Below are 24,813 nucleotides of genomic sequence, written 5' to 3'. Positions count from 1 at the left end.
AACAAGCCCAACCTACTATTTTGTCAGATACCTTCGCAGTGCCTCCCAAATGCCTCCTGGGGCGGTCCCGGGGTTCTCCGCTGTGCGTCATGCCCGGTCTCCAAAAAACCCACGTGCGCCGCGCGGAGAGAGCCTGAGAGGTGGGTTTATCATCACATCAGAGACAAGAGCTGCCCCCCTGCTAATTGAAACGACAGGGTCCCACGGGCGAAACCATTTCAAATCTCGGGGTTTAGTCGCTAGTCCACGATTTTGGCATTGATGCAGTGAAGCGAATTCTGAAACCTGTCACGTATGCCCTAGCCGCCCTGTATTTCCTGGTGGACGCGGCCTTCATGGCAATCGCCAAGCCGATATCGGACTGGTTTGCCAGGCATTTGGTGCTTAGGCGATTGCGGACCTGGATAAGATCGCTCCGGCCCTATCCGTCATTGGCGATGTTTTTGATACCGGTGATCTTACTTGAACCGGTGAAACCCGTGGCGGCTTATCTGGCTGCAACGGGTCATGTGGTGAGCAGTGTCGTGACATTTGTCGTCGGCGAGCTGCTAAAGCTGGTACTGATCGAACGCCTCTTCAGCCTCACGCGGGACAAACTGACAAACTCATGAAAATTCCCGCTTTCGCTTGGGCCTATACAAAATTCCTCGAAGCCAAGGCATGGCTGAAAAACACCGAGGCCTGGCGAACCATTCGCGCAATAAGCAAGGCGACCCGTCGGTATCTAAACGAGATGAAGAAATCCGCTGCGGTGGCGTTGCGCCAGTCTTGAAGACAACGGGTGCGGCGGTCCCGGAAAGGTCCGCCTCTCTTCAGTCCTCAAGGATAGATTTGGTCGCGTCGAAAACCTGCTCCACGGTGCCGTTGATAAGACCACTGGCCCGTGCCTGGAACACGATTAGTTTTTATGTGGCGTCGTCTGCCGAAAAATAAACTTCGTCAGTCAACGTATCTTTATCGTGCAAATCTCGGCTTGGGCGTCTTCGGCAACAACGGCAACAACTAATCGCAAGTTAAGTGGCTTGAGATCAGGCTCTGCAGCGCTTCTGATCGGCCATCGCTAATAGATGCCGCTGGCGAGTTTGCAGCGCGGCAATTTCAGTGTCTGCGGTGTCTTGGAAATCCGTGAACCACAAAACGGGTACGAACATGCCCGCAATGTTTGCGTTCCCGTTTTGCGCACTTTTCAGGGCCTTATCGGCAGCGATCAGCTTTACTCGCTCTTTGTTGGCGTTGATCGCCGCCAAAATAGCCGTGCAGTTGGTAAATTGGTCCGGCTGGAATACCACCGTCGGTGCGGGCATCCTGCCGGCGCAGCCAGTAAGAGCCACGCCCAACGCGACAATTCCCAATTTACGCATCTCGCTTTAGCTTCCTGGACCCGGAAGCATCGAAGCGCAACCGCCGTTTGAGAGCAAGTCGCTATTTGCATCGCCTTAAAGTGCGCTAGAGGCCACCGTCTTCTGGTTCAAGCCATCGATTGTTCATAACCCCTGAAGTGCGAAGCCGCCGACAGCAAAATGAGCCGCAAGCTGGAGTTGATCGACCCCCGGGACAGGCTCGCGCTTCTTTGTCGAGATCTATCGTGTGCGCCGCTTTCGTCCCGCATTAGGTTTGACTTGTCGCTGGATGCCGATTAGGCGCATCATAGTGGATCGCTGAGAGATGGGCTGTGGTGCAGCAACTTCGGGCACGTGTTGACCTTCAGACGGCGGCGTAGCCTCGGGCGTGGGTTCGAGGCGTGCTGTAATGGGTGGCGACGCAACGTCCGCAGGAATGCAGGGTGTTTCGGACATCGCCGCCGAGGCTGGAGTTTCGAGTGACGACAGAAACGCCCGGCCCGCGTCGGTAATCTGCCAACCGTCAACATCGACAGTCACAAAATGCGAACCGAAGATGCTTAGGCCGGGCGCAAGCGCAGCTAGCCGCTTGGTTCGATCGGTCCAATCGGGACCACTGGAAATGAGAATAGAAACCTGTCGCGTGAGTTCGGCGACCGTTGCTCGCCCGTCAACTTGACCGGCCAGCACCTTCAAAACCGTGATCTGAAAACTCACGTGAAGTCTCGCGCGTCCCGGATAAAAAACAAAAAGCCGCCTCCGGGACGATCGGGGGACGGCTTTTCCAACTACGCAACTACAAGCCCGGTAAGGCGACGATCAGGGTGGCAATTATTGGTAAACAAAAAGTTGACGAAATGAGCTAACCTTGGTGCCGCATGATTGTGAAGTGCTGCAAGGTGCAAGGGGACTTCAAGAATTGATGCTCGATTGGCCAATTCCGGGCGTGGCAATTCTTATTCAATCACACGCGGAAACGTACCGGAGCGTAGAGATCAGTGAACCCGCCCGAGGCAAGTGATCAAACTCGACGTCTCACACTCTCGTACGAAATCCCGCGAGGCCATTTGGGGCGGTAGGATTGACCTGAGAAGGCGCGGGTGAGCCGCCTCAAACAAAAGACCGCCCGAAGGCGGTCAGGTCTAGATGGGGACGCCCTGTCTCGGCAGGGTTGAAACCCGCAAAGGGGCGAGCTTGTTCGTCACATAGTCTAAAAGACGTCAGCGGGCCGTTGGCTTGAAAGCCGTTGCGAAGAAAGTTTTGTACATTTCGCCGATTTTTTTGGCCTCGGCAACGAACGTTTCATAGGCCGATTTCATGTGATCAGTTGTAAGTTGCATGGCTTCATTTGGAGCCTTCAAAGTGGCGAGCTTCTCGAAGTATCCCTTGTTCGCCTCAAAGGAGGCCTTCGCATAATCAGTGTGAGCGGTCATGATGGCAGTGAGCTTTTCTTGAACGGGAGCAAAATCGGTCATTCAATTCCCTTGCTAAATCATCCGAGGCCCATCCTCGATAAATGATCTCGATCTATATACTTTAGTATATGGCACGCGGCAACAAAATTGTTGCGACGCAGCATGTAGGATCTAGACTTGTGGCTGGATCCAATAGTTCAATCTTATCAAACGCTTGATCCAACTAGCCCTGCCCGACCAGCGCCCGGGGTCCTTGCGCATGCCGGCGTTTACGAATGAATCGGTTGGGCGGGCAAAATAACATTTGGTGGGCGGCCGTACTCTGTCTGATCAACCGACGTTTTCCTCGCGAATGCGTGAAGACGTTTCTTCCTACGGCCCCGACGAAGCCGAAAAATCCTGCGACGACACCATTCTTGGCCTGCAACGGCAAACTCCTGAAACACGATGCGTGCATCCTTACCGCATCGAATTCGCCAGCCAAGGAGCCAACGATGCGCAAACTAGTCTCGTCACTCGGAGCCCTCGCGATTGCTGTCATGGTCGCATTTGCTTGGTCGCACACTGTGGTCACGCCTTCCCAAGCAGGCGTCACTGGGTCAATCAATCCGACTGATATGATGTCAAATTACAAAGGCACGCTTCCGGTTGAGCGGTGGGAAGCGATTTAGCCGTTCTTCGACCCCTGTCCCTCTCTGACCGAAGTCTGAAGCCCGGGCAATTGTCAGGGCTTTTCTTTCTGACCTCATTGAGGATCGCGTGGTCGAGGCTCAAACGCAGGTCTCGCGACTGTCCCGCCGTGCGCACTCTTGATGACGGTTCGGGCCTGAGGTCGCAGCCATGGCGGCGGAGGTCAGACATGACCCCTTCTGCCCAATTGCGAGCCAGATGCGTTGACTGACATCGCGCCCAGTTCCTCTGACCCGGTCAGTGAGGCGGTAGTTTGAGGGAGCCTCCGTCATTTCATCGGCATGGGACAAACACCCTCAGGGAAGCATCCTGGAGGCATTAAGAGGTGGTCTGTAAAAATATCAGTGTTTTCAGTAGGGTCGAGGGGTCGGCATTTTGCCTGTATTCGACGGGGTACGGGAAAGCATTGTGCGCGTGGTTTTAGCCACCGGTCGAACTGATCGTGGTCGGTGAAATGACGCGCATAACAAGTTCAGCGGGTGACCGTCGGCCGCGTCACCGCTCCAGCGTGGCGAGATAGGCGGCAAGTGCCAAAAAGTCTGCCTCGTTGAGCGCTTTGACCATGTCGATCATCGGCTTGCTTTCCGGCCCAGCGCGGAAGCCGTGCCGATATTCGTAGAGCTGGCGGAAGATGTAGGTCGGCGAGCGCCCGGCGATGCCCGGCACGACGTCGGTGCCGGTCAGCTTCTCGCCGTGGCAGGCGGCGCAGGCGATCTCTGGCTTCGCGGCCAGCCCGTGGCCGGTAGCGACGCTGCCGGGCGGCACGTAGGCGGTGAAGCGGACGCGCGCGTCGCGGTTGACGAAGCGGCCGACGTCCGCCGGTGTCTCGATGATGCGCATGCCAAGCGGCTCGCGTTCATCGCTTTTAGTGACGAAGAACCAGCCGGCGACGGTCGGTTTCGGCACGGTCTCAGTCTCCACCACGTCGACCAACTTCTTTGGCTTAATGGCGGCAAAATATTCAGCCGCCGCCTTGATCTCGTCGTCGTTCGCTGCCTTCGCGGCCGAGATCATCCACGCTTGCGGAATGCGGTCGGGCAGTGCTGTCGAGCGTTTGCCGCTCCTGTAGTCCTGCATCTGCTGAACAAAATAGGCGACCGGCAGGCCGGCGATGTCAGCGTTCTCCGGACCTCCCGTGCCAGAAGCACGATGGCAGAAGCCGCAGGCGTAGACGTCAGGCTGGCGGCCGCTCGCCACCACTGCCGGCATCGCCGGATGGTCGCCTGGGTGCCAATCCGGTGCCAGGAAGCGATCACGCGTTTGTGGGACTGTATAGCTCGCGGTGCTGTCGGGAACGTGGCGAGGTTGGCCGTCATCGGGCGGCGGCTTGAAGTCGGGCGGGTTGTAAGTGTAGGCCCAGAACGGCGGCTTGTCGGTGATCTGCGCGTGCGCGCCCGCCATACATACGAAAATTATGGTGATTGCCACTGCCGCCTGAGCGGCCGGTCCTAATCGTGCCATGCTTGCCCCCGGGCTTTTGGCTAGCGGAGGACAAGCAAATTAGCGCAAATCCGCGCTGGAGCAATTGGCTCTTTTGAAGTACTTCCGAAATGGGCCGGGCCAACCGACAGCCTGCAATCAGCCTGTATGTCAATCGCGTCACTTTGATCGTCGGGAGACTATTTCCGGTTTTACTCCGGAAGCGGACATCGTCAGGGCCGGTCGGCATGTCTCAGAAGTGCCAGGAACCGACATCGTCGATGATGTCTGGCCTTACTGCACTCCTTTTTCATCGGATACTCAACTGTTAAGGATTGGAAATCCAGCGAACACGAGACGAAGTATTTGCCAGATTGTGGAAAGGTCGCATGAAACGGCGCGTTGTCATCACCCTGATCGGTTGCGGGTTTTTGTCCGCGCTGTGGCCGCAGCGGGCGCGATCGGCCGATAAGGTTCATCGTATTGCGTTTGTCGTTCCGACCGGCCAGTTCGTCGACGCCAAAGAGGGCGATGCGTGGAAAGGCCTCGTGATTGCCTTCCTCCAGGGCATGCAGGAGCTTGGCTACGTCGACGGTAGGAACATGAAGTTTGAGTTTTATTCCGCCGAGGGAAAATTCGGACAACTCGATGAAATCGCGGCACGGGTGCTCGGGACTTCACCCGATGTGATCCTGGCGGGAGGTGGCGGCGCCAACGAAGTCGCACACGCCTTCCAGCGCGCAACGCGAGCCGTGCCGGTTGTCATGGCCAACAGCTCCGACCCTGCTGCGCAGGGGCTAGTAGCCAGTCTCGCCCGTCCCGGTGGCAACATCACCGGCTTTTCAGGCAATACGGGACCTGACTTCGAGGCCAAGAGACTGCAGATGTTGACGGAAGTCGCACCGAATACGACCCGAGTGGCCTATCTGGGGCTGAAGCTCGATTGGGAAAGTCCGGCCGCGATCGGCGTGCGTAGCGCTGCGGAGAGGTTGGGCATTACTTTGCTCCACGCCGAGCACACGCCGACGAGTTACGATGAAGCATTCGGGTTGATAGTCCGGGAGCAGGTGCACGGGCTGTTCGTCGCGCGCAACCCCTGGAATTTCTCCAACCGCCGCGCCATCACCGGATTTGCAACGGATCGGCGGATGCCGGCCGTCTACCCAACGCGGGAGTTTGCCGAAGTCGCCGGACTGATCTGCTATGGGCCAAGTCTTTCCGACCTCTATCGCCGTGCCGCGGGCCATGTCGATAAGATCCTGAAAGGCGCTAAACCCGCCGAACTGCCGGTCGAACAGCCGACCAAGTTCGACTTGGTAATCAATTCAAAGACGGCGAAGGGTCTTGGGCTGAACGTTCCCCCGACGCTGCTCGCACTTGCCGACGATGTGATCGAATAATTGCTGCGGCTGGATGTCCGTTCTGGGTCGTCAAAAGCTGCCTCAACTTCCGCTTTGCGCCGGAAAGCGGACTCAAGTCGGACATCGCGTGAGGTCCAAAAAGTGCCAGAAGGCGACATGGGAGGCCCACGCTTGCGTTGGCCGATTATTGCCCTCAGCCGATAAGTCCATACGCATTTTGTTACCTAATCGAAAGGCGCGCAACGACCTAGACTAGGTCCATGCTTGAGAACCCAGCCGTCGAAGCGCTGGCAGACCTGCCGGAAAGGAACGTTGCGCAGCCGGTCTGGTGGGCGCAACCACTCCCAAGCCAGATAGGAGCCGATCATGAAATTCCTCGTCATGTCCCTTGCATCGCTATCATTGTTCGCTTCTTCGATAGTGCTCGCCGATCCGACCAAAAGCCGACCTGACGTGCCTTCGGTCGCGCCCGCGCTGGAAAAGTACAAGCAGGAAACAATTTTCGGCGATTTGTGGAAGCGTCCCGGCCTTAGCGTTCGCGATCGCAGTATTGCAACGCTGGCCACGTTGATTACCCGCAATCAAATCGCTGAGATGCCAGAATATCTCAACTTCGCGCTCGATAACGGCGTCAAGCCGTCCGAAATCTCCGAAATCGTGACCCATCTCGCATTCTACGCGGGCTGGGGCAACGCGATGCAGGCGGTCGCGGTCACCAGAGAAGTGTTCGTCGCCCGGAAGATCGCAACAGACCAGCTTTCCCCGGCCATGCCTAAGCTGCTGGCCCTCAACGAAGCCGCCGAAGCCGATCGGGTAAAGCGTGTAGGGGACCTTTATGGCGCTGTGTTCCCTGGCGTGACGCAGTACACGACCGATGTTCTTTTCCGTGACCTTTGGCTGCGGTCGGCTCTTGCGCCGCGCGACCGCAGCCTTGTCACGATCAGTTCGCTGGTCGCCTCGGGACAGGTCGCTCAGCTCACCGGTCACGTCACCATCGGGATGAACAACGGGCTGACCCAAGCCGAGATCTCCGAAGCCCTAACGCATCTCGCCTTCTATGCAGGTTGGCCGAACGTTTTCTCTGCGATGCCGGTGGTCAAGGAAGTCTTTGAAAAGCGCGCGCGCTGAAGCGCCGGGGGAGAAATAAAATGAACACGAGAACTATTGTGCTGCTTGCAGTCGTTGGTGCCGTAGCCACCGGAGCATTCGGAACGGACGTGATCTTTGCTCAGACGCAAAGCCAGTCCAAGCGACCTGCCTTTTACATTTCCGAATTCGAGGTCAGCGATCCCGAAGGCATCAAACCCTACAGTCAGCAAGTAGAGGCGACGTTTGCGCCGTTCACTGGCCGCTATGTCGTGCGCGGCGGACAAACCGCGACCCTGGAAGGCGATCAGCCCAAACGCATTGTCATAATCGCTTTCGACAGCATGGCTCAGGCACAAGCCTGGTATGATTCGCCGACCTATCGTGCGATCAGGCCGATCCGTCTTCAATCGGCGAAATCGCGTGTCTACATCGTTGAGGGTGCACCGGAGGTTCGATGAGCAAAGATCCAGGCGCAGAAGCACGCGTGCGCATCATCATTGGCGACACGTCGATTGAGGCAATTCTGGCCGACAGCGACGCGGCGCGGGATTTCGCATCCCTGTTGCCGCTCACGCTTTTCATGAACGATCTTTTTCGGCGCGAGAAGTTTGCAGCGTTGCCAAGGGCGATTTCCGAACGAGGCAAGCGCACACATGATTACGCGGTGGGGACTATCGGCTATTGGCCTCCCGGGCCGGACGTGGCGATCTTCTATCGCCATGATGGAGAGCGCATTCCGGCACCCGGCCTGATCGTTATTGGCAAGGTCAAGGCGGGAGTGGAAGCTCTCTCTGTGCGAGGCGCGATAAGTGCCACCATCAAACGGTCATGAGTGAAGCGCGTGGGAGAGGTGAACAATGAGCGTCAAGCAAGCCATGATCTTTGGTGTGACGGCCCTGCTGTTGCTGCTGTCGGGAGCGCCCGCCATGAGTGAGGAAAAATCAAAGCAACATATCCAGATCGCGGAAATCGTCGTCGATCCGGCTCAGCTCGATAGCTACAAATCTGCCGTGGCCGAACAGATCGAAGCCGCCATTCGGCTGGAGCCGGGCGTGCTCACTCTCTACTCGGTTTCCAATAAGGAAAATCCCAGCCAGATCACGGTGTTCGAGATTTACCGGGACCGCGAAGCTTACCTCGCTCACCTGCAAGCACCTCACTTCCTGAAGTATAAGGCGGCCGTCGAGAAGATGGTCAAATCGCTGAAGTTGATCCCGGTGGACCCGGTCGTCCTCGGCAGCCAAGCGAAGTAAGAAGCGCTGGTTTGCGGTCTCAGCTTCGGTGCCGTAGCGCATCCACCACAAGGTTGAAGGCTGCGGAAGACTGCCGGCGGCTTGGATAGAACAGGTGATAACCCGAATAAGGTGAGCACCAATCGCTAAGGACGCGCTTCAAGCGGCGCTTCGCCATATGCGGCTTCGCCATCTCTTCAGGAATGTAGGCCAGGCCATGCCCCGCCAGAGCGGCATTCAGCATTTGGATCGCGCCGTTGCAGGTCATTTGGCCGTCCACGCGCACCTTCAGCTCCCGGTCGCCTTTTTCAAACTCCCATGCGTACAATCCGCCATGTGAAGGAAGACGCAGATTGATGCAATTGTGGCTGATGAGATCCTGCGGTTTCTTCAGCTCGGGCCGTTTGCGGAAGTAAGACGGCGATCCAACGACCGCCATGCGCAAATCAGGACCGATGCGCACCGCGATCATGTCCTTGGCAACCTGCTCGCCGCTTCGTACGCCAGCATCGTAACCATCGGCAACTATATTGCTTAGGCCGTAGTCAACAACGATCTCGATTTTGATATCGGGATACTTCGGTAAAAGCGTAGCGAGTTTTGGCAACAGGATCGCGTCGGCGGCATATTCGGTCGCGGTGATTCGGACGGTACCAGCCGGCTTTTCACGCAACTCACGCACCGCCGAGAGCTCAGCGTCGATCTCTTCGAGGCGGGGACCAATGTTTTTCAGCAGTCGCTCACCTGCCTCTGTCGGAGCTACACTTCGGGTGGTGCGAGTAAGAAGCCGCACGCCAAGGCGCGCCTCAAGCTCGCGAATGGTGTGGCTGAGGGAGGATTGCGACACGCCCAACTGCGCGGCGGCCCTCGTGAAGCTGCGTTCCCTACCAACGACCGAGAAGGCGAGAATGTCATCGAGGTACCCGCGGTGCATTTATCGCTCTCCGTCATAAGTCCTTTCAGATTATAGCGGCTAGTCGAAAGACGCGCACGCCCTATATCGCTCGATGAAACGACGCGTGTATTCGGCTGGCAGAGCGAGGATGAGCGATGGATCCCGCTTCGGGTCATTCACGTCAGGTTGGACCTTCGTCCAGCCGCTTCCGGTCTTCCCCCAAAAGCGGGCCTTTAGCTTCTCAAAGGTCTGGTGCGCGCGTCCGGATGACGTCAAGAAGTGTGCCGTCCGAGATAAAAACGGTGCGCAAGCATATTGGCTTCCGCATAAGCAGGAAGCAGTATGCCAATCGTCGTCAGCGTTCTGATCCTACTGGGTCTGCATCTGCACGTGGTTGCGCTGTAGGTTGTTTTATGGCGGCGTGCGCACGCATTGACAATGCATTCCCCATCCACACTGGCAGCCATGTTTCGACCAGGCCTTGGGAGGATGGTTCTCGCAGACGAAGCCTATTCGCAGGCAACTCGGACAGTCAGAAGTTCATGTTTCTTACAGGAACGTGCGGTCCCTGCTCCTAAGATCGCAGGCATCCCGCGCGCCCTGATAACGGCCATGCTTGGAGGTTCAGGCCGCCACATCCTTCTTTCGATCCCGTCTATAGGCCTCACAAACCGTAATCGCGCCGTTCGACAGTAACGCCGATGCCGCACACCCTTGCGCATCATGTCTTCCACGGTCTGCATCACGGGATACATGCGCCCTTGTGACACCACTCGGGCGCATTGCTGCGCTATGATTTGGTTTCTCGTGCCAGGCGCTCCGCCTTCAGCCTCTCAAAGTTGGCTCGGAAAGCGTCGTCTTCTTTCTTGAGCTCGGCGAGGACCTTCTCGGCTTCCTGCCGAGCCTTCTCCTTCTTCGCCGAACGCTCTTCCTTGGTAGCCGGTCGTTTTTCTTGGGTCTCGTAATCCATGATCGTCAACGTTTGGTCGGGCGAGAAGTTCCATTAAGGCATCAGGGAGACCTGAATTTGAAGGAGGCCACTACTCTCCACGTGGTAGCTATGAAGCAATCAGACATCTACAGAGAGAACGCAGAGAACTGTCTTCGACTGGCTGAAGGCTAACCGTCCCGGCAGCTTGCGCCGCGCGTCACTCACGTGCACACACGTCTTCGTGAATGCGCGAATACTCGGCTGAGACCCGTTGTGGCCCAGGCGCCGTTACGAGCCGTTCACCTTGCTATTGTTATCGTCGGGCGGGGGAATTTCGCGAGGCGCTCTGGATTGTGGCACTTGTTGGAGCGAGGACAGGGGGCTCGGGACGGTCACGGCTGAGCTTGGGCTGCAACTCTACAAGGTCTATAAAGACGTCAGCCTGGCGCCGCAATTCGTCGGCGATCATTGGCGGCTGGCTCGCTAAAGTCGAAATGACAGTAACCCGGACGCCGCGACGCTGGACCGCTTTCACGAGCGAGCGGAAGTCCCCGTCACCGGAGAACAAGAACATCTCGTCAACTTGCCTGGCAAGCTCCATCGCATCGACGGCAAGCTCGATGTCCATGTTTCCCTTCACCTTGCGACGACCACTCGCGTCAACAAATTCCTTGGTCGCCTTGGTGACGACGGTGAAACCGTTGTAGCTAAGCCAGTCTGTCAACGGGCGGATTGAGGAATATTCCTGATCTTCGATTATTGCCGTGTAGTAGAACGCACGTAGTAAAATACCGCGTCTATCAAATTCCTTGAGGAGGCGCTTGTAGTCGATGTCGAAGCCGAGCGTCCTCGCCGTCGAATGCAAGTTTGCGCCATCAATAAAGAGCGCGATGCGGTTAGATTGGATCGGCATCTGATTTTGACCAGCACTCGGTTGCCAACAGCTGCGAAAGCGAAATCCCGCCGCGCGCTCTGCCTGAAATTCTAAAGCGCCGCTGTGAGGCAGACGGTTTAGTCGATCAGTAAGTTATACCCAATAACTTTAGGGTTCAAATATTATTTTGTGATCCTTTCAAGACGGACAATGAACAATTGGCGGATTTTCGAAATATAAATATGTTGTAAGGACTTGAACCTGCAGAGAGAACCGACCGACCCATGTCCAGGGACCTAAATGATCGCAATGCTGCCTCACCTGCCTGTGTTTGAAGCGCGCCTAAAAAGGCGTGGTCGTCGATGGAAGTGGAGTGTCTGTACCGCCGATGGGCGGGTAGTAATGGAGGGCTCTGAAAGCCGCCGAATTGCCGCCAGCTACAATGCCAATAGAGCCATCTTCCTGATGTTGCTGTGCGCTCCTTCCTCCGATGTCCAGCCGCGCGATGGTAAAGTTGCAATGCGGCACTCCTATTCGGAGGGCTCCCGCTCCAACATTTAGACCTATCTTGCGAAAACGTTCTGGTTGGCAAGGGCTCACCTCAATGCTGGGATGGTTTCTCCGGCTTGGGCAACGCACTCCTTTCGGAACCAGCAGCGGCTGGGAGGCTGCGCTGGAGCCGCTTATTCCAGCCCCGGGCACCGCGAAAAGCGACCACGGCGGTTTAGATTACCGCAACTCGGTTGATCGTTCGGAGCTCCTTTGGAGTACCTCCGCGGTGAGCTCCCCAGCTTGCTTTTCGTGTACTCCCTAAAACATGTCTGGTAATATCGGAAATCCAGAAAAGCAGCCGAACCGTCGGCCGACGGGCGACCACCCCCGTCACTGCCCGTCTGCGCGAAGAAATGATCGCCGCCAAAGAGATGCGCGGCGCCAGCATGATTATGCTGGCCCGTGACACCGCCGACCCTGGTGAGAGTAACGGAACAAGTCAGGGCGATCTTACGACATCAGCAACACCACCGACGCAACCCGCGAACGAACTAAGAGCCGCAATCTGACGCGGCGACCCGACACATGAACGCGAGCGCAACCGGCATGGCCGCTGCCTTATCTTTCGAAAGCGTGTTCGTGGCGACTATTGTTTCGGCGCTCTTACCGCGCCTTTCGTGACGAGGGATGTGAAACCCTTTGCGGAATATTCAGAGATCTTGTTCCGAAGCGACCGCACTGAAACCCCAAGCAGTTGCACCGTCACGGTTCTATTCCCGTGAGTATGCGCGAGGGTCTCCAAGATCAGGTCCCCCTCGACAACGCTTATGGGCGCCGATCAGCCATCGCGCCGGTACCCATGCTCGCGCCGGTTCTCGGTCGTGGATGCGGAACTTCTCAATGGAACCCAGTGTTCAATTTTATACACCACGGCGGAACGATTTTCCGGTCTCGACGTGATCTATTCGGGTAGGGCAAACGGCACGAGGACGTGCAATGCCCAGCAGACCGATCAAGCTCCCTTCCGAGGGCATCATGAGCAGTATGCGCCTCGGCATTACAGTGACGGGCTTATACAGCGTGGTCGCAATGGGACTTATGATCGTCTTCTTGCGCGGGCTGCCCTAGGTGTCGTTGGAATTTTTGCGCAGGTACGGAGAATACCGCAATGCAAAACTCCATTGATATTGACTCCCGGCATAGCCGCGAGATCGTTCGAGAAATTGGCGAGAGACTGCGGGATTCATTCACAGTGGAGCGAGAGTTGCCCGCGCACCTCAAAACGCTAATCGAACGCCTCCGCCGATCAGACGACCAAGCGCAGCCCAGATAGGTTAAGCCGCCGTGTCACTGTTCGGTCGGTGCAACCCGTTCACCGTCCGTAACGCGACTGTCAAGAGTTCTGCGCCGACGATAGCTTGGCATGCCGGCCACCCCCGATCACCTCGGAAAGAAGCTCGCAAAATCTTTCTTTTCAGATTTGGCTACTGGACTTAAACTAGGCGGGCGCCCCATCAGGATGCTAACCGCTGGGTCAATCGATCACCCAGTGCTGGTCCAAGGGAGGGGTTTGTGAAGTCCGCAAAGCGACAATTCGATCCTCAAGCGTTCCTAGCCAAAGTCGGGCTTGGTAAAACGATATCGCAGTATCGAAAGGGTCAGATTATCTACGCCCAAGGCGACGAGGCCGATAGGGTTTTTTACGTACAGTCGGGCAAGGTCAAGGTGACCGTTGTTTCCGAGCACGGCAAGGAAGCCGTCGTAGGCATTTTGGTTTCTGCGCAATTTTTTGGTGAAGATGCCTGAACGGTCAGATTGTCCGCGTCGCGACGGCGACGGCAATGGAGGAGTGCGTTATAACCTCGATAACGCGAAAGGCGATGTTGGCGACGCTCCGCAAAGAACCCGAGTTTTCAGAACTTTTCGTGGCTTACCTGTTGACGCGTAGCAATCGCATTGAAGAGGATTTGATCGACCAGTTATTCAATTCCAGCGAGAAGCGGCTCGCACGACTTCGGTTGCGCCGCGAGGTGGCGCGGTGCCGCCGGCTGGAATGGTTCGAGCCGATCTCCTGCATTAGTGCCGTGAACGTCGCACCTGCGGATTCGAAGAAGATGGTGTTTCGCAGCGTCTTCCTCCCGTTTAATGCGCGCGACGGATGCTTGGAGGATCAGGCGGCACTGCGTTGACTGATCGCCACACACTCGGTGTGGTGTATCTCGCCAGAAGGCGTGAACCGGAACAACACACGCACTGGGTCGCCTTCATAATTTCGATAGTCAAGGCAAACGCCGTCAGCTGTAAGCGTCAGGTCATCCATTGCGAATGCGGTCGGACACGCCATCGCAAGTTGGGGTCCCCAGTAAGCAGCGATTGACGCCCGGCCAATTAAGGTCACGCCATCGCAGCCGCATTCAACCGTCGCTCGCTCGTCGTACATATCGACCAAAGCGTGGAGATCGCCGAGCCGACAGGCATCGAGCCAGTCTACGACAATGGCGAGAGGATCGAACTCGTGCGGTGATATCAGCATCGGTGCGCATCCTGTTCCTGATGCCCCCCGCCGCAAGCAGATATGTGTTTCATCGTGAATGTGGGTTGAATAAAGCGTCCGTAGGAATACGGAGAGTAACGCAGCCCAGCTATGTTCACTTTTGTGCTTTCATGCGGAACCACCTGACCCTTGCGACGTTTATGCATGGAACTTTTATAGGGCGGGAAAAAGTGGCAAACATAGAACACCGGTCGTTCTCATCGTCGAGGACGACCCTGAAATTCAAGTGATCGTCGAAGATGCTTTGAAAGAAGCAGGCTTTGAAACGGCAATTGCACCTTCGGCCGAAGAAGCCGTGACCCTGCTCAAGGGCAAGGTGATGACCTACCGGGCGCTGGTCACGGATATCAATTTGAAGGGGCGCATGAACGGATGGGAAGTCGCCAAACAGGCGCGGCAGATCGAACCGGACTTCCCCATCGTATACATGACGGGTGCTGCTGCTGACGATTGGACCTCGCACGGTGTGCCGAACAGCATCTTGCTCGTGAAGCCTTTCGCGCCCGCCCAACTCGTCACAGCAGTGTCCAATCTTTTAAACGCAGGCACTCCGACCAGCTAAGGACCATATGCAGCGGTTGTCGATATTTTTGGTCGAGGACGAAGCCCTGATCCGCATGATGCTCGTCGAAATGCTTGAGGAGCTTGGGCACCGCGTTGTCGCCGAGGCGGGAAGCATCCACGAGGCAGAACCCCTGGCCCGCACTTCCGTATTTGATTTAGCGATTTTCGACATCAATGTCGCCGGCTTTAACATCAGTCCCATTGCTGAGATCGTGGCGGCGCGGGGTCTGCCATTCGTATTCGTCAGCGGCTATGGTCCGGAGGGGCGGCCAACCTTGTTCAGCGACAGGCCGGTGCTCCGAAAGCCATTCTTGCTTGAAGACTTCGCTGCCATGATCGATGCGGCCATGGCTGTCAAAGCAGCTAGGCCGGCGAGATGAAGGCCGATGAGCGGATCCTGCGGCGACACACCCACGTGCACTGCGGTGCGCCATGGTTCGCGTCTGAGAGTGTCGCTGTTACACGTCTCGAGGCCCCGGCTGGGAAGTTTCTCTGGATTGCTCAGGCTGAATGTATTGTAGGCGCAGTGGATCTGGCGTCTTCATGCGGCGACGAGATGATGATCGGCTGCTCCACCCCCAGGCCATCGACGGCCTGCACAATGCCGTCACCGTCGGCATAAGTCACCATGTGACCTGCATCATTCACAAGGTGCAGGTTGGACCGACGGAGTTCCTTGTGTAGACGTCGCGCCTGTTCGGGCTCGATGAGGTGATCCTCTGCGCCGTGAAAAATATGAATTGGGCACCGAATGCTTGAATAGCGAGACTGAAGTCGCGCGGCTTCCGGGATGAGGAATGCGCTTTCCTCGGCGGCCGCCCTCAGTTGCTTCGGCCGGAGCGTCAGGGCGGCTGGGAAGTTATCCTTGAATTTGCCAGGAACGGAGCAAGGCGCAAATATCTTGCGAAGTAGCTCAGGCAAAATGGCCCATGAGATAACCGGCGCTACCGTGTAGCGCATGATATCACCCAACACCGGCACCGCGGGACCGGACATCATCCAGAAGTCCCAGCGCGCCGTTGGAAAGTAGTAGCCGGACACAAGCACGAGACCCCGGACGGGGTAGGTGTCCTGCAATCCGACGGCGATAGCGACCAGCGCGCCCCATGAATGGCCCAGCACGACAGGTTCGCGCACGCCGAGTTGATGCAGAGCCTTCACGAACAGCGCCGCTTGCGATGTCGCAGTCCAGACGCGCGAGCGGGGTCGTTGACTGTAACCGAACCCCGGCCGATCAAAGCATAGAACGCGGTTGCGGCGAGCAAGCATGTCCACCAAGCCGCTGATGATGAGATCCTGAAGCAGCGAGCCGTTGCCATGAAACAGCACGACGGGCGGCGCCGTCCTATCACCACGCTCCAGGTAATGGAGGCGCACGCCGTCGCAGTCGATGAAATTACCGAGGGGTGGGTTCCGTCGTTCCGCCACGAACGAGAACGCAACATTCCCGATCACCAGAACAAGAAGCATGCCGACAATAACGACGAAGCCAAGTTCAATAGAGAGCATTTTGCTATGCCTCCCGACGTGAATAGGCAACCCATGTGAGCCAAGCGAAAAGCCAGCCTGCGGCATAACCGGGACATATAGCCGTCGTTCCTAAGGGGCATCGCGCATTCATGGAAAAAACCGGCCGGCCTGGAACGGTCGCACGCAGATCGCGTTGCTCGACACGAAGCTGGGGCAAATCGTCAACCTGCAATCATCGGAGAACAATGATGGCAAACCCACGCGAGGACAAACCTAGGCAGGGCATGGAAGATGCGGTCCACCGCGTCGGCGAGCGGGCTGCTGAGCAGACCAGCCGCATTGGACAAGCAGCCGCCGATCAAACGGCGCGCGTTGGGCAAGCGGCGGCTGATGCCGGGGAGGATGTGGCTCGGGCAAGTGCGAACCTGCTCAAGCAAAACGCCGAGACCTTACAGAATGCGTTGCGCTTTGGCCTGGAAGCGGCGACCTCGGTCATGGGACGGTCCACCGAGCAATTTGGTCGCACTCTCGGCTTATCAGGAGAAGGGATGGAAGAGGCAACGGAACGTTCCACCCGCAACGCGCAAACAATACTCTACACAGGTACCGCCGCAGCCAGAGCTATGGATGGGGTTTCTCGAGAATACTTTCAGATGGTTCGGCATCAAGTCGAGAAAAGTATGGACCGTATGAACCAGTTGTGGACCTGTCGAACTCCCCAGGACTTTGCAGCCGTACAAACCGACGTGGTGCGGGAGATCATCGAAACCGCTCTGGAGAGCAGCCGTCGCATAGCCGACATGTCGCTCAAAATGGCTGACGAAACCGGAAAGCAGATCAAAAAGAATATGGAAGAGAGTAGGCGCGCTGCTTAGGTATGGTCTTAAGAAGGGCGCAGTTAGTCGCTAGCACCATGCGACGCGTGGGGGCCCGCCCCACTGACCGCGGCCGTGGCTGCCGGGCATGTCGCAAGAGTGCCAAGCCCGGAAGTGGCTAACGTCGTTCGATCACCTCGTCGGCGCGAGCGAGCAATGCGGGCGGAAGTTGCAGGTCGAATTGCCTGGCAGCCTTCTGGTTGACGACCAACTCAAATTCGGTTGGTGCTTGGACAGGTAGGTCGGCAGGATTGGCACCACGTAAAATCCGGTCAACATACGATGCTGCGCCCGCAATGATCCTCTCGATCTTCACCCCGTACGACAAAAGGCCGCCCGCCTCGCAGAAGGCACGAAGCGGATAGATCGCTGGTAGCCTGCACTCCGCAACCAGCGCAGCAATCTGGACGCGCCGGACGAAGGTGATCCCGTCCGGCAAAAAAATGAGACCGCTATTCGGCTTTTCCTTGAGGGATTGAATAAGACGATCAATGTCGGAACTATCGCCCCTCGGCGCCTCAATTGAGATAATGCCCGTCTTGCTCGCGACACCATCAATTGACTGGCGAAATGCCGAGGAATTGTTGCCCGGTTCGGGGTTATATACGATGCCGATGTGCTCGAGGTTTGGCGCGACTTCCTTGATGAGCGACACCCATTTGCCGCCGAGAGAAGGCTCAAATGGCGTAAAGCCAGTCACTCTGCCGCCAGGCTTCGGGAAGCTCTCGACGTAACGCATTCCGACTGGATCGCTGACCATCGCGAAAACGGTCGGAACATCAGAATGTTCGGCATGCAGTGCGGCCATGGATGTGTTGGTCACGGCAAAGAGAACATCAGGCTGCAATGCGAGCAACTCCCGGGCATATCTCTGTGAGAGATTGGTATCGCCACGTGTAATTCGATAGTCGATTTGGAGGTCTCGCCCGAGTATCCAGCCCTTTTCTTTGAGCGGCGCTTCGAGAAAGCCAGCCTGCGTGTGCTCCGCAATAAGGGCCCCGACACGTCGCACGCGGCCTTGCGCACTGGCTCGGTCGATGTTGGTGAGCAACGCGATACCTAGAATAAATGCCCGCCTCTTCATGCATCCCCCTTAGGTGCGTAAATGGTATCGCGCCGCAGAAATGGAAGATAGGGGCAGATGTCCGAGTTGGGTCAAACTGAGAAGTACGGGTGGGCCATCGGGAAGTCGGCTTTGCCTTCAAGAACGGACATCGACAGACCGGTCCCGTTGGTCTGGTTCGTGCCGCCAGATGCAGACGCCGCTTGAGATCAGTCGATCACTTCGTCGGCGAGTTGCTGGAGAAAGAGCGGCACTTCGAGACCAATCGCCCTTGCGGCCTTGAGATTTATCATCATCTCGAACTTGGTTGGCTGCTCGACGGGCAAATCGGCGGGCTTTGCCCCTTTCAGGATCTTGTCAACATACGTCGCTACCCGACGATAGACGTCGGGGAAACTTGGCCCATAAAAGATTAGCCCGCCTGCTTCCATAAACTCCCGGCCGCCGTAGATTGCCGGCAGGCGACTCTTTGCGGCTAGATCTGCGATCAGACCGCGGTGCGCCTGGGTCAGAGCCTCCAGTCCTACTATGATCGCGTCGGAACTCTGGTCGAGCGCAGCAAAGGCTTGCTCGATGTCCTCGCGCTTGCGAACGTCGAACAATCTGAAGCGCCAGCCCCGGGACTGCGCGCCCTTCTGGAGTTCCTCCAATTGTGGCGCGGAGACGGGATTACCCATGTTCAGGAGCGCAGCGAGGCCAGTGGTCGAAGGCGCGATCTCCTTGAGCAATTCCATGCGCTTGGTTTCAAGCTCGGGCTGCACCCCACTGAAGCCCGTGATGTTGCCGCCTGGTCGCGCGAGGCTGTCGACCACGAGCAGCGGCTCTCCGACGATCATGACCGTAGGAATGGTGCGTGTCGCCCGCTTGACCGCAAGCGCGGCTGGTGTGCCGCGGGCGATGATCAGGTCGGGACTACGGCCGATCACTTCGGCAACAAGGCTGGGGTAGAGCGCGGCATTGCCGTCTGCAGACCGATAGTCCAAGACAAGATTGCGCCCCTCGGCGTATCCAAGTTCTTCCAAACCGCGCCGCAAGGCAGCGAGGTTGGTCGTGTTGAGCTGCGCCGATGTCGGCTCGACCACTCCTATACGGTAAGTCCGGCGGGTCGGCTGTGCCTGTGCCGCGCGTTGTGGCGCTACTGACGTTGCGACAAGAGCTGCCAGAAATTCACGACGGTGCATGACCACCTCGATGCTGGATCGGGAATAATACCGGCTTCGGCGTGCTTCTACGAGGCCCTTTAGGACGTCAGGCCCCCATGTCCGTTCCGGGTCATTCGCGTCGGTTTTGCCATCAACTGGTGACGTCCGGTCTACCCCAGACAACGGACATCAACCTATTGGCTCCGCTGGTCCGTTTCGTGCCAATAGCGGAAGTAGCTACCGTCTGATTGACTGTACTGCGGTCTGCTTTTGCATACGCGTCTCGATTGAACGATCCAGCCGAAGACGGCTAGGCGAAGATCCGTTGCAATGACCGGCTGCCCTCGCAAAGACCGGACGTCGTTACTCCGGCAGACCTGCAAACCGCGCGGCTTCAAGGAATTTCTGGACAGTGACCTCGCGCCGGTAGAGAACGCCGCTGCTCTCGGGGCCGAGGTAATTCGACACGCGCAATCCGGGTACCATGCGGCGTAAATCAGTCATCGACCTGCAGGCGTCTTCGGTCCGTCCCGCCCAGAAGTAACTGGCGATAACTCCCTTTAGTCCCGAAGGCCAGACTAGTTCGCGCAGCCCCTTTTCATACCAGAGAATGGCTTCAGCGTAACGATCTGCATTGAAGTGCGCGAGGCCTACCGAACTCATTGCGGCGTATCCGTAGAGGTCGCGCGGGCTGAGCCGCATCCCCAGCGTGAGATCGCTGATGGCGGTATCTGTTTCTCCGCGCCACGCTTTTATGATTCCACTTGTGAAGTGGCCGTGCGCGAGGTTCGGATTTGCGCGTCTCGCCTTCTGGATCAATTCGTCGCCGCCATCCAGATCGCCAAGATTGGTAGCCAGAGCATAGCCTACTGCGGTGAGCGCGGTAGCGTCGTCGGTACCGAGGTCTCTGACGCACTGCGCGAGGCGCCTGACCTCAGCGTCGTCATGGGCTTCATCCCCTGGCCATTGGTAGTGTCGCCGCACGACGAGGCACATCGCGGCATAACCGTAGGGAGTGGCGAAGCTGGGGTCGATTACCGTTGCCAACTTGAAATGCCGCAACGCCTCGTCATTGTTCTCGCTGGTCGATGGTCTGTACATCGCCGGAAGGCCAACGTAGCACGCCGTGATGGCATCCACGCTGTTCGTCGGCCTTCTGCGCGCTCGCGCGATCTCTTCCCGCTCCAGCGTCGGCGCGATCGCTGAGATGGCGCGCTCCGTCACTTCGTCCTGGAGGTCGAAAACGCTCGACAGCGCGCCGTCGAAGTGATCGGCCCACAGATGCGCGCCTGTGGTCGTCTCGATGAGTTGAGCGGTGATGCGCAGGCGATCTCCCGACTTGCGAACGCTGCCTTCGAGCACGTATCGCACGCCTAGCTCACGGCCGACCTGCTTTACGTCGACCGCTTTGCCTTTGTAGGTAAAGCTCGAATTTCGTGCGATCACGAATATCGACTTGAAACGCGACAACGCGGTGGTGATGTCTTCTACCATTCCATCGGCGAAGTAGTCCTGTTCGGCATCGCCGCTCATGTTGGTGAAGGGCAGGACGGCGATTGAGGGACGGTCGAAGGACAACTGCGGCGCAGCCAGGATCGGGACAGCGCCGTCGAGCCTGGCACGATAGGCGCGGACCGGTTGCGCGATATTCTTCAGGGTCTGGGGTCCGATGTCTTCAAACGAAACGTGGAGCTTCCCCAAGACCTGCTGGTAAACGTGGTTTGAAACGCAAATGCCGCCGGGCTCGGCTATGCCTTCCAGACGGGCGGCAACGTTTACTCCGTCGCCCAGAATGTCTTCGTCCTGGATCAACACATCCCCGAGATTGATCCCAATACGGAATAGCATGCGCCCGTCTTCCGGCACGTGCGCGTTGCGCTCGACCATGGCGGCCTGCACGGACACCGCGCATTCGACCGCCGCGACAATCGACGGGAATTCCAGTAAAACGCCGTCGCCGGTGTTCTTGACGGTCCTGCCGCCGTAGCGGCCGACAATCGGATCGACCGCGGCGAGATGTCCACGCATCGCCTGCGCGGTCCCGGCCTCGTCGAGGCCCATCAGCCGGCTGTAGCCAGCCACGTCAGCGGCCACAATGGCAGCAAGGCGGCGGACGACAGGCGGCGGATGCGAAGACTGCCCCATTGGATCGCGTTCTCTCCAGCGCGGCAGCATATAGGGACCGTTGCGTCTTGGGTAGTGAGATGGTTGCCCGAAATTGGCTCAATAGCATCGACCTGACGTCCGCTTTGGGGGTCCAAAAACGGACCTCAAATTGCCCATGCTCAACGTCTGCTAGGGCGTCAAGAGCGGACATCGGCTGAGCGCGGTCGCAGCAGTACTGAAGAGCCAGACTTCGCGATCGTAGCTGCGGTTGTTCCAGACGGTTTGCCGTTGATCTGCTGTTTCAGGATCGCCGATGGTTTGAATACCACGACCCTACGCGGCGAAATTGTCGCCTCAGTTCCAGTCTTTGGATTGCGGCCGACGCGCTGTTTCTTCTTGCGCACAATGAACGAGCCGAACGAGGAGAGCTTAACGGTTTCGCCCTTCACCAAAGTGTCGGTAATCTCGTTGAGCACCAATTCAACCATGGCCAAACACTCGGCTCGGGGCAGGCCCACGGTCTGGTAAACGGCTTCGCAGAGATCTATGCGCGTGACGTTCTTTCCTGTCATTGGGTCCCCATCCGCACATGGATTTCAAGTCTTGTATCACGACCGGCTCGCAGTGTCTGTCATCTACGCGACCCAAAACCCGCTGGCGCGTCGACCTGTGGCTTGTCGGTTGATTTGGCCCTTTCACACCGAACAACCAACGGTGAGTTTGACGAGACCGCCCACCTTAAAAACAACCAGTCGTTTGCCCTGGTCGCAAAATCGAGCACGTTTCCCCTTCCAGGATTTCTGCGCCGAGCATCCAGACGGGTTTAAAAGGCGCCGTCAGTTGTCGGGCAGTCACCTAGGTCGGGATGACGCCGTAGTAATCGTCCACGCCCCGAGTACGGGTTCGATCTTCCCAACTCCAGTCGTTGTCGCTGCTATATTTTGGCGCAGCTTGCAGTTGCTTTTCGGTGATACCGGTCCGATAGCCACCAAGGTTGGTGTCATACTTCAGTGACTGCCACGGCAAAGGGTAGTGATCGTCTCCAATACCGAGAAAGCCTCCAAAACTCAGGACCGCGTAAGAGACTTTACCGGATCGCTTGTCGATCATGACGCGCTCGATCGAACCGATCTGCGTTTCGTCCGCTCCGTATACCGCAGTACCTTCAACCTTATCGCTGCCGATCAAACTAACTGTTTCTCTTTCTTCCGTTGCCATCAGTTCCTCCCTTGAAAAAGGCCTAACCGCAGCTTTAGACGAAGGTTCCCTGGCGGCGCATATCGAAACGATAACCAGGACCCCAACCCTCCCAGGAGTTCTGCGCTGAGTGTCCAGGCGGGGTTCGAAGGGCGCTGTCAGTGACGGGGCTGATTGGCGATTTGCGGGGTGCTCAACGTGAACCAGCCACGTTGCTCACTCCCGGCCGACGCGCAACGAGGTGAGGTACGATTTTGACCATCTAGAGGTCGAAACAACCATGACGCGCAGACTCGTTGAAGCCAGCGCCTAAACCGAGTGTCGATTTCATCAGCGGCTCCATGGCCTTCAGGGCGTCCTTTTTATGGTATGCAAATCCGAGGGACAAAAATTCAAGGTTGTTGATTGATGGGATTACATTGCTCCGGCGTGGACATCGCAAGACCGACTTAGGGAATGAAATGCGCGCGGCGTCGGCGGCTCTTTACCAAAGCAGATTGAATTTGGATGCGGGATGCACCCCCAGGTCGACCGCCCGATATACCCTTTGGTGCATTCTCGCCTCTGCGCTACGCTAACGGAATACTCAAGCCCGGACCCCTCCAGGACCGTTTGCGCCGCCCTCTGATTAGTTATCTGCATTCTCCGCCGCAAGACACGGCCCAACCCCCAAATCGCCCTGTACGACCGGCGCAGAGGACCCTGGCGTCGGTTACGATGCTTCCGACCGAAGGACTGGCAGACGAGAGCGCCGTTCGCGGTTTTCCCAGGCCAAGCGGAGGCGAAACTCCCTCGGATCAACCATCCAAGCCTTTCCCTTGTAGATGCCGCCGGCGGTGTCCTCGCAAACGGGCGTTATCTTGTGCCTGCGCGAGGGTCTCTCAATGTGGGCATGGCCAATATCGAAATAGGACAGATGGAGGCTAGCGCTTTGACCATCGGTCAGAGAAACAAGAAGCTGGGTATTTTGCAGGCCGGGAGGATTTTGAGGCAAGGCGTCGTCCGTCTGCGAGTTCAAACACTATCGTTTTGGTGACCACGCAAAGAGCACTGCATACGTCGAATGACATTCAACTCTTTTCCTCCTGTGTCGCAAAACCTACGTCAAGGAATGACTGATTGTCGCAGGAGTTAGTTTTTTGCTGCATTGTCATCAGATATCAATGGGATAACTAGGTTATGATCGTTTGTGCAACATAAACAATATATGTGTCGTGATCCTTCATGCGTAAATGTGGGGTAACACCTCGAATGGTTCCGGGATGAAAATCGATACATCCAACGGGACCAGGAATGGGCCCCTTCCGTAACAATCTACAAATTGCTGAACGGACCTGACTTCCTGCATCGAGTGAGCCGCTCGGCTTCGAAACAATACAGAACCCCGCGCGCGATCTGCATTGTAGCAAAAGGTGCAGCAGATTTTCTGCCAAGCCGAACGACGCCGCTGTCCTGTTAGGCGGTTGTTGTGAAAACGACCAAGGCGATCCAGGTCGACTTCGAAAAGCCGCAGGTGATCGCGCCAGTAACTTGCGAAATCAAAAGAGAGAAGATCGGTGCAATTCTGTAATCCAAGGCGTCGAACGGCTCGTATCCCTTGATGGCACCCCTCCAAATGAAAGCAGTGCGGATTATTCCATATCCTATCCGGCTTGTCGCAGTACCACTTGTAATTCCGACCAGGTAAGCGCCTTATCTCTCTGTAAGTGCCATCTGGATATTCGAAGGTTTGTTTCCCTTTGTGCCAAGGCTGCACGAAATTCGTATTGAATAGTTGATGCAGCCGCCGTTTGGCCGCTTGATCATTGAGGATGACGTCTAACGCGACTTCAACTCGATTGATCGAAAGGTGCTGCAGCGTGGCCAACATCTCCAATCCCGTCGGGCGTGCCCCGAAAACTGTTAGGAGCAAGTGCTGATCTGATCCGAGAATCGGATGCCCAGCACCGAGGTCGAGATGTCGGGCATGCCGCCACAACTCACCTAGAAACGCTTCGGATGGCTCGGAGGGGAGGCGAAATGCGAGCTTATCGAAATACGCGGCTCGTCTTTGAATATCGCTGGGCTCAATTTCCAATGCTGCACCCGTAAGGTTTGCCGAATT

At 57.2% G+C, this 24,813-nt stretch carries 26 protein-coding genes and 1 pseudogene; 11 read left to right on the top strand and 16 right to left on the bottom strand.

Annotated features, from left to right (window positions below):
* Nucleotides 1-266 precede the first annotated feature (266 nt).
* Nucleotides 267-772 (top strand): annotated as a pseudogene (locus JQ611_RS21545) (hypothetical protein).
* 256 nt (nt 773-1,028) lie between these two features.
* On the opposite strand, the gene JQ611_RS21540 reads toward JQ611_RS21545, so the two are convergent.
* From JQ611_RS21540 to JQ611_RS21525, 4 genes are all read right to left on the bottom strand, one after another.
* Entirely contained in the window at nt 1,029-1,361 is a 333-nt protein-coding gene (locus JQ611_RS21540) for a hypothetical protein (protein ID WP_212466525.1), read from the bottom strand.
* 219 nt (nt 1,362-1,580) lie between these two features.
* On the bottom strand, nt 1,581-2,057 hold the full coding sequence (locus tag JQ611_RS21535; protein WP_212466524.1) for a hypothetical protein: 477 nt from the start codon (nt 2,055-2,057) through the stop codon (nt 1,581-1,583).
* Nucleotides 2,058-2,560: 503 nt separating this feature from the next.
* Nucleotides 2,561-2,815: a phasin family protein gene (locus JQ611_RS21530; protein WP_212466523.1), complete on the bottom strand. Its 255-nt coding sequence runs from the start codon at nt 2,813-2,815 to the stop codon at nt 2,561-2,563.
* 1,125 nt (nt 2,816-3,940) lie between these two features.
* A complete protein-coding gene (locus tag JQ611_RS21525; RefSeq protein ID WP_249133339.1) occupies nt 3,941-4,846 on the bottom strand; it encodes a c-type cytochrome in 906 nt (301 codons plus the stop codon).
* Between the two features lie 353 nt (nt 4,847-5,199).
* Here JQ611_RS21525 and JQ611_RS21520 point away from each other — a divergent pair, with 353 nt between their 5' ends.
* The 5 genes from JQ611_RS21520 to JQ611_RS21500 all read left to right on the top strand — a co-directional run bounded on the left by JQ611_RS21520 (nt 5,200) and on the right by JQ611_RS21500 (nt 8,567).
* A complete protein-coding gene (locus JQ611_RS21520; protein ID WP_212466522.1) occupies nt 5,200-6,264 on the top strand; it encodes an ABC transporter substrate-binding protein in 1,065 nt (354 codons plus the stop codon).
* Between the two features lie 327 nt (nt 6,265-6,591).
* Nucleotides 6,592-7,353, top strand: a complete 762-nt coding sequence (locus JQ611_RS21515; RefSeq protein ID WP_212466521.1) for a carboxymuconolactone decarboxylase family protein — start codon at nt 6,592-6,594, stop codon at nt 7,351-7,353.
* Between the two features lie 20 nt (nt 7,354-7,373).
* Nucleotides 7,374-7,772 carry a DUF1330 domain-containing protein gene (locus tag JQ611_RS21510; RefSeq protein WP_212466520.1) on the top strand — a complete coding sequence of 133 codons (399 nt, stop codon included), beginning with the start codon at nt 7,374-7,376 and terminating at the stop codon, nt 7,770-7,772.
* A complete protein-coding gene (locus JQ611_RS21505; RefSeq protein WP_212466519.1) occupies nt 7,769-8,146 on the top strand; it encodes a cyclophilin-like fold protein in 378 nt (125 codons plus the stop codon). The genes JQ611_RS21510 and JQ611_RS21505 overlap by 4 nt, the downstream gene beginning before the upstream one ends.
* A 25-nt stretch (nt 8,147-8,171) precedes the next feature.
* Nucleotides 8,172-8,567, top strand: coding sequence for a putative quinol monooxygenase (locus tag JQ611_RS21500; protein ID WP_249133338.1), 396 nt, complete (start codon nt 8,172-8,174; stop codon nt 8,565-8,567).
* A 19-nt stretch (nt 8,568-8,586) separates the two neighbouring features.
* Here the strand turns inward: JQ611_RS21500 and JQ611_RS21495 are convergent, their stop codons facing one another.
* The 4 genes from JQ611_RS21495 to JQ611_RS21480 all read right to left on the bottom strand — a co-directional run bounded on the left by JQ611_RS21495 (nt 8,587) and on the right by JQ611_RS21480 (nt 12,567).
* Nucleotides 8,587-9,480, bottom strand: a complete 894-nt coding sequence (locus JQ611_RS21495; protein WP_212466518.1) for a LysR family transcriptional regulator — start codon at nt 9,478-9,480, stop codon at nt 8,587-8,589.
* Nucleotides 9,481-10,231: 751 nt separating this feature from the next.
* Nucleotides 10,232-10,411 (bottom strand): hypothetical protein, encoded by a 180-nt coding sequence (locus tag JQ611_RS21490; RefSeq protein ID WP_212466517.1) that lies wholly within the window; start codon nt 10,409-10,411, stop codon nt 10,232-10,234.
* A gap of 274 nt (nt 10,412-10,685) precedes the next feature.
* The gene (locus JQ611_RS21485; RefSeq protein ID WP_212466516.1) at nt 10,686-11,285 is read right to left on the bottom strand and encodes an NYN domain-containing protein; all 600 of its coding nucleotides are present in this window, start codon (nt 11,283-11,285) and stop codon (nt 10,686-10,688) included.
* Between the two features lie 1,099 nt (nt 11,286-12,384).
* Nucleotides 12,385-12,567, bottom strand: coding sequence for a helix-turn-helix domain-containing protein (locus JQ611_RS21480; RefSeq protein WP_212466561.1), 183 nt, complete (start codon nt 12,565-12,567; stop codon nt 12,385-12,387).
* Between the two features lie 743 nt (nt 12,568-13,310).
* Here JQ611_RS21480 and JQ611_RS43045 point away from each other — a divergent pair.
* The gene (locus tag JQ611_RS43045; protein WP_409411289.1) at nt 13,311-13,544 is read left to right on the top strand and encodes a Crp/Fnr family transcriptional regulator; all 234 of its coding nucleotides are present in this window, start codon (nt 13,311-13,313) and stop codon (nt 13,542-13,544) included.
* Nucleotides 13,545-13,618: 74 nt separating this feature from the next.
* The gene (locus JQ611_RS43040) at nt 13,619-13,927 is read left to right on the top strand and encodes a hypothetical protein (RefSeq protein WP_409411288.1); all 309 of its coding nucleotides are present in this window, start codon (nt 13,619-13,621) and stop codon (nt 13,925-13,927) included.
* Here the strand turns inward: JQ611_RS43040 and JQ611_RS21470 are convergent.
* Nucleotides 13,909-14,271 (bottom strand): nuclear transport factor 2 family protein, encoded by a 363-nt coding sequence (locus JQ611_RS21470; RefSeq protein ID WP_212466515.1) that lies wholly within the window; start codon nt 14,269-14,271, stop codon nt 13,909-13,911. The two genes, JQ611_RS43040 and JQ611_RS21470, sit on opposite strands and share 19 nt — an antisense overlap.
* 220 nt (nt 14,272-14,491) lie before the next feature.
* Between JQ611_RS21470 and JQ611_RS21465 the strand changes: the two genes are divergently transcribed.
* Together JQ611_RS21465 and JQ611_RS21460 are read left to right on the top strand one after the other, a co-directional pair.
* Complete coding sequence (locus JQ611_RS21465) at nt 14,492-14,854, top strand: response regulator (protein WP_312012102.1); 363 nt, start codon at nt 14,492-14,494, stop codon at nt 14,852-14,854.
* 7 nt (nt 14,855-14,861) lie between these two features.
* Nucleotides 14,862-15,236 carry a response regulator gene (locus tag JQ611_RS21460; protein ID WP_212466513.1) on the top strand — a complete coding sequence of 125 codons (375 nt, stop codon included), beginning with the start codon at nt 14,862-14,864 and terminating at the stop codon, nt 15,234-15,236.
* A gap of 121 nt (nt 15,237-15,357) precedes the next feature.
* Here JQ611_RS21460 and JQ611_RS21455 read toward each other — a convergent pair whose 3' ends face one another.
* Nucleotides 15,358-16,365 carry an alpha/beta fold hydrolase gene (locus JQ611_RS21455; RefSeq protein ID WP_212466512.1) on the bottom strand — a complete coding sequence of 336 codons (1,008 nt, stop codon included), beginning with the start codon at nt 16,363-16,365 and terminating at the stop codon, nt 15,358-15,360.
* A gap of 209 nt (nt 16,366-16,574) precedes the next feature.
* Between JQ611_RS21455 and JQ611_RS21450 the strand changes: the two genes are divergently transcribed.
* The gene (locus tag JQ611_RS21450) at nt 16,575-17,201 is read left to right on the top strand and encodes a phasin family protein (protein WP_212466511.1); all 627 of its coding nucleotides are present in this window, start codon (nt 16,575-16,577) and stop codon (nt 17,199-17,201) included.
* Nucleotides 17,202-17,319: 118 nt separating this feature from the next.
* On the opposite strand, the gene JQ611_RS21445 is transcribed toward JQ611_RS21450, so the two are convergent.
* From JQ611_RS21445 to JQ611_RS21420, 6 genes are all read right to left on the bottom strand, one after another.
* The gene (locus JQ611_RS21445; RefSeq protein WP_212466510.1) at nt 17,320-18,285 is read right to left on the bottom strand and encodes an ABC transporter substrate-binding protein; all 966 of its coding nucleotides are present in this window, start codon (nt 18,283-18,285) and stop codon (nt 17,320-17,322) included.
* 188 nt (nt 18,286-18,473) lie between these two features.
* A complete protein-coding gene (locus JQ611_RS21440; protein WP_212466509.1) occupies nt 18,474-19,445 on the bottom strand; it encodes an ABC transporter substrate-binding protein in 972 nt (323 codons plus the stop codon).
* A gap of 324 nt (nt 19,446-19,769) precedes the next feature.
* On the bottom strand, nt 19,770-21,581 hold the full coding sequence (locus JQ611_RS21435) for an adenylate/guanylate cyclase domain-containing protein (RefSeq protein WP_249133335.1): 1,812 nt from the start codon (nt 21,579-21,581) through the stop codon (nt 19,770-19,772).
* Between the two features lie 128 nt (nt 21,582-21,709).
* Complete coding sequence (locus tag JQ611_RS21430; RefSeq protein ID WP_212466508.1) at nt 21,710-22,084, bottom strand: integration host factor subunit alpha; 375 nt, start codon at nt 22,082-22,084, stop codon at nt 21,710-21,712.
* Between the two features lie 283 nt (nt 22,085-22,367).
* Nucleotides 22,368-22,730: a PRC-barrel domain-containing protein gene (locus JQ611_RS21425; protein ID WP_212466507.1), complete on the bottom strand. Its 363-nt coding sequence runs from the start codon at nt 22,728-22,730 to the stop codon at nt 22,368-22,370.
* A 1,201-nt stretch (nt 22,731-23,931) separates the two neighbouring features.
* A complete protein-coding gene (locus tag JQ611_RS21420) occupies nt 23,932-24,786 on the bottom strand; it encodes a hypothetical protein (RefSeq protein WP_212466506.1) in 855 nt (284 codons plus the stop codon).
* Nucleotides 24,787-24,813 lie beyond the last annotated feature (27 nt).

Source organism: Bradyrhizobium sp. AUGA SZCCT0182 (assembly GCF_018130185.1).
Classification (GTDB): domain Bacteria; phylum Pseudomonadota; class Alphaproteobacteria; order Rhizobiales; family Xanthobacteraceae; genus Bradyrhizobium.
Note: the sequence above shows the minus strand (reverse complement) of the source record. Positions and strands in the feature narration are given on the sequence as shown.

Bases quoted from the DNA above. Each gene is read 5' to 3' on its own strand.
- JQ611_RS21540 (WP_212466525.1), bottom strand. From the start codon at position 1,361: ATGCGTAAATTGGGAATTGTCGCGTTGGGCGTGGCTCTTACTGGCTGC.
- JQ611_RS21530 (WP_212466523.1), bottom strand. From the start codon at position 2,815: ATGACCGATTTTGCTCCCGTTCAAGAAAAGCTCACTGCCATCATGACC.
- JQ611_RS21525 (WP_249133339.1), bottom strand. From the start codon at position 4,846: ATGGCGGGCGCGCACGCGCAGATCACCGACAAGCCGCCGTTCTGGGCC.
- JQ611_RS21515 (WP_212466521.1), top strand. From the start codon at position 6,592: ATGAAATTCCTCGTCATGTCCCTTGCATCGCTATCATTGTTCGCTTCT.
- JQ611_RS21510 (WP_212466520.1), top strand. From the start codon at position 7,374: ATGAACACGAGAACTATTGTGCTGCTTGCAGTCGTTGGTGCCGTAGCC.
- JQ611_RS21505 (WP_212466519.1), top strand. From the start codon at position 7,769: ATGAGCAAAGATCCAGGCGCAGAAGCACGCGTGCGCATCATCATTGGC.
- JQ611_RS21500 (WP_249133338.1), top strand. From the start codon at position 8,172: ATGAGCGTCAAGCAAGCCATGATCTTTGGTGTGACGGCCCTGCTGTTG.
- JQ611_RS21495 (WP_212466518.1), bottom strand. From the start codon at position 9,480: ATGCACCGCGGGTACCTCGATGACATTCTCGCCTTCTCGGTCGTTGGT.
- JQ611_RS21490 (WP_212466517.1), bottom strand. From the start codon at position 10,411: ATGGATTACGAGACCCAAGAAAAACGACCGGCTACCAAGGAAGAGCGT.
- JQ611_RS21485 (WP_212466516.1), bottom strand. From the start codon at position 11,285: ATGCCGATCCAATCTAACCGCATCGCGCTCTTTATTGATGGCGCAAAC.
- JQ611_RS43040 (WP_409411288.1), top strand. From the start codon at position 13,619: ATGTTGGCGACGCTCCGCAAAGAACCCGAGTTTTCAGAACTTTTCGTG.
- JQ611_RS21470 (WP_212466515.1), bottom strand. From the start codon at position 14,271: ATGCTGATATCACCGCACGAGTTCGATCCTCTCGCCATTGTCGTAGAC.
- JQ611_RS21460 (WP_212466513.1), top strand. From the start codon at position 14,862: ATGCAGCGGTTGTCGATATTTTTGGTCGAGGACGAAGCCCTGATCCGC.
- JQ611_RS21455 (WP_212466512.1), bottom strand. From the start codon at position 16,365: ATGCTCTCTATTGAACTTGGCTTCGTCGTTATTGTCGGCATGCTTCTT.
- JQ611_RS21450 (WP_212466511.1), top strand. From the start codon at position 16,575: ATGGCAAACCCACGCGAGGACAAACCTAGGCAGGGCATGGAAGATGCG.
- JQ611_RS21445 (WP_212466510.1), bottom strand. From the start codon at position 18,285: ATGAAGAGGCGGGCATTTATTCTAGGTATCGCGTTGCTCACCAACATC.
- JQ611_RS21440 (WP_212466509.1), bottom strand. From the start codon at position 19,445: ATGCACCGTCGTGAATTTCTGGCAGCTCTTGTCGCAACGTCAGTAGCG.
- JQ611_RS21435 (WP_249133335.1), bottom strand. From the start codon at position 21,581: ATGCTGCCGCGCTGGAGAGAACGCGATCCAATGGGGCAGTCTTCGCAT.
- JQ611_RS21430 (WP_212466508.1), bottom strand. From the start codon at position 22,084: ATGACAGGAAAGAACGTCACGCGCATAGATCTCTGCGAAGCCGTTTAC.
- JQ611_RS21425 (WP_212466507.1), bottom strand. From the start codon at position 22,730: ATGGCAACGGAAGAAAGAGAAACAGTTAGTTTGATCGGCAGCGATAAG.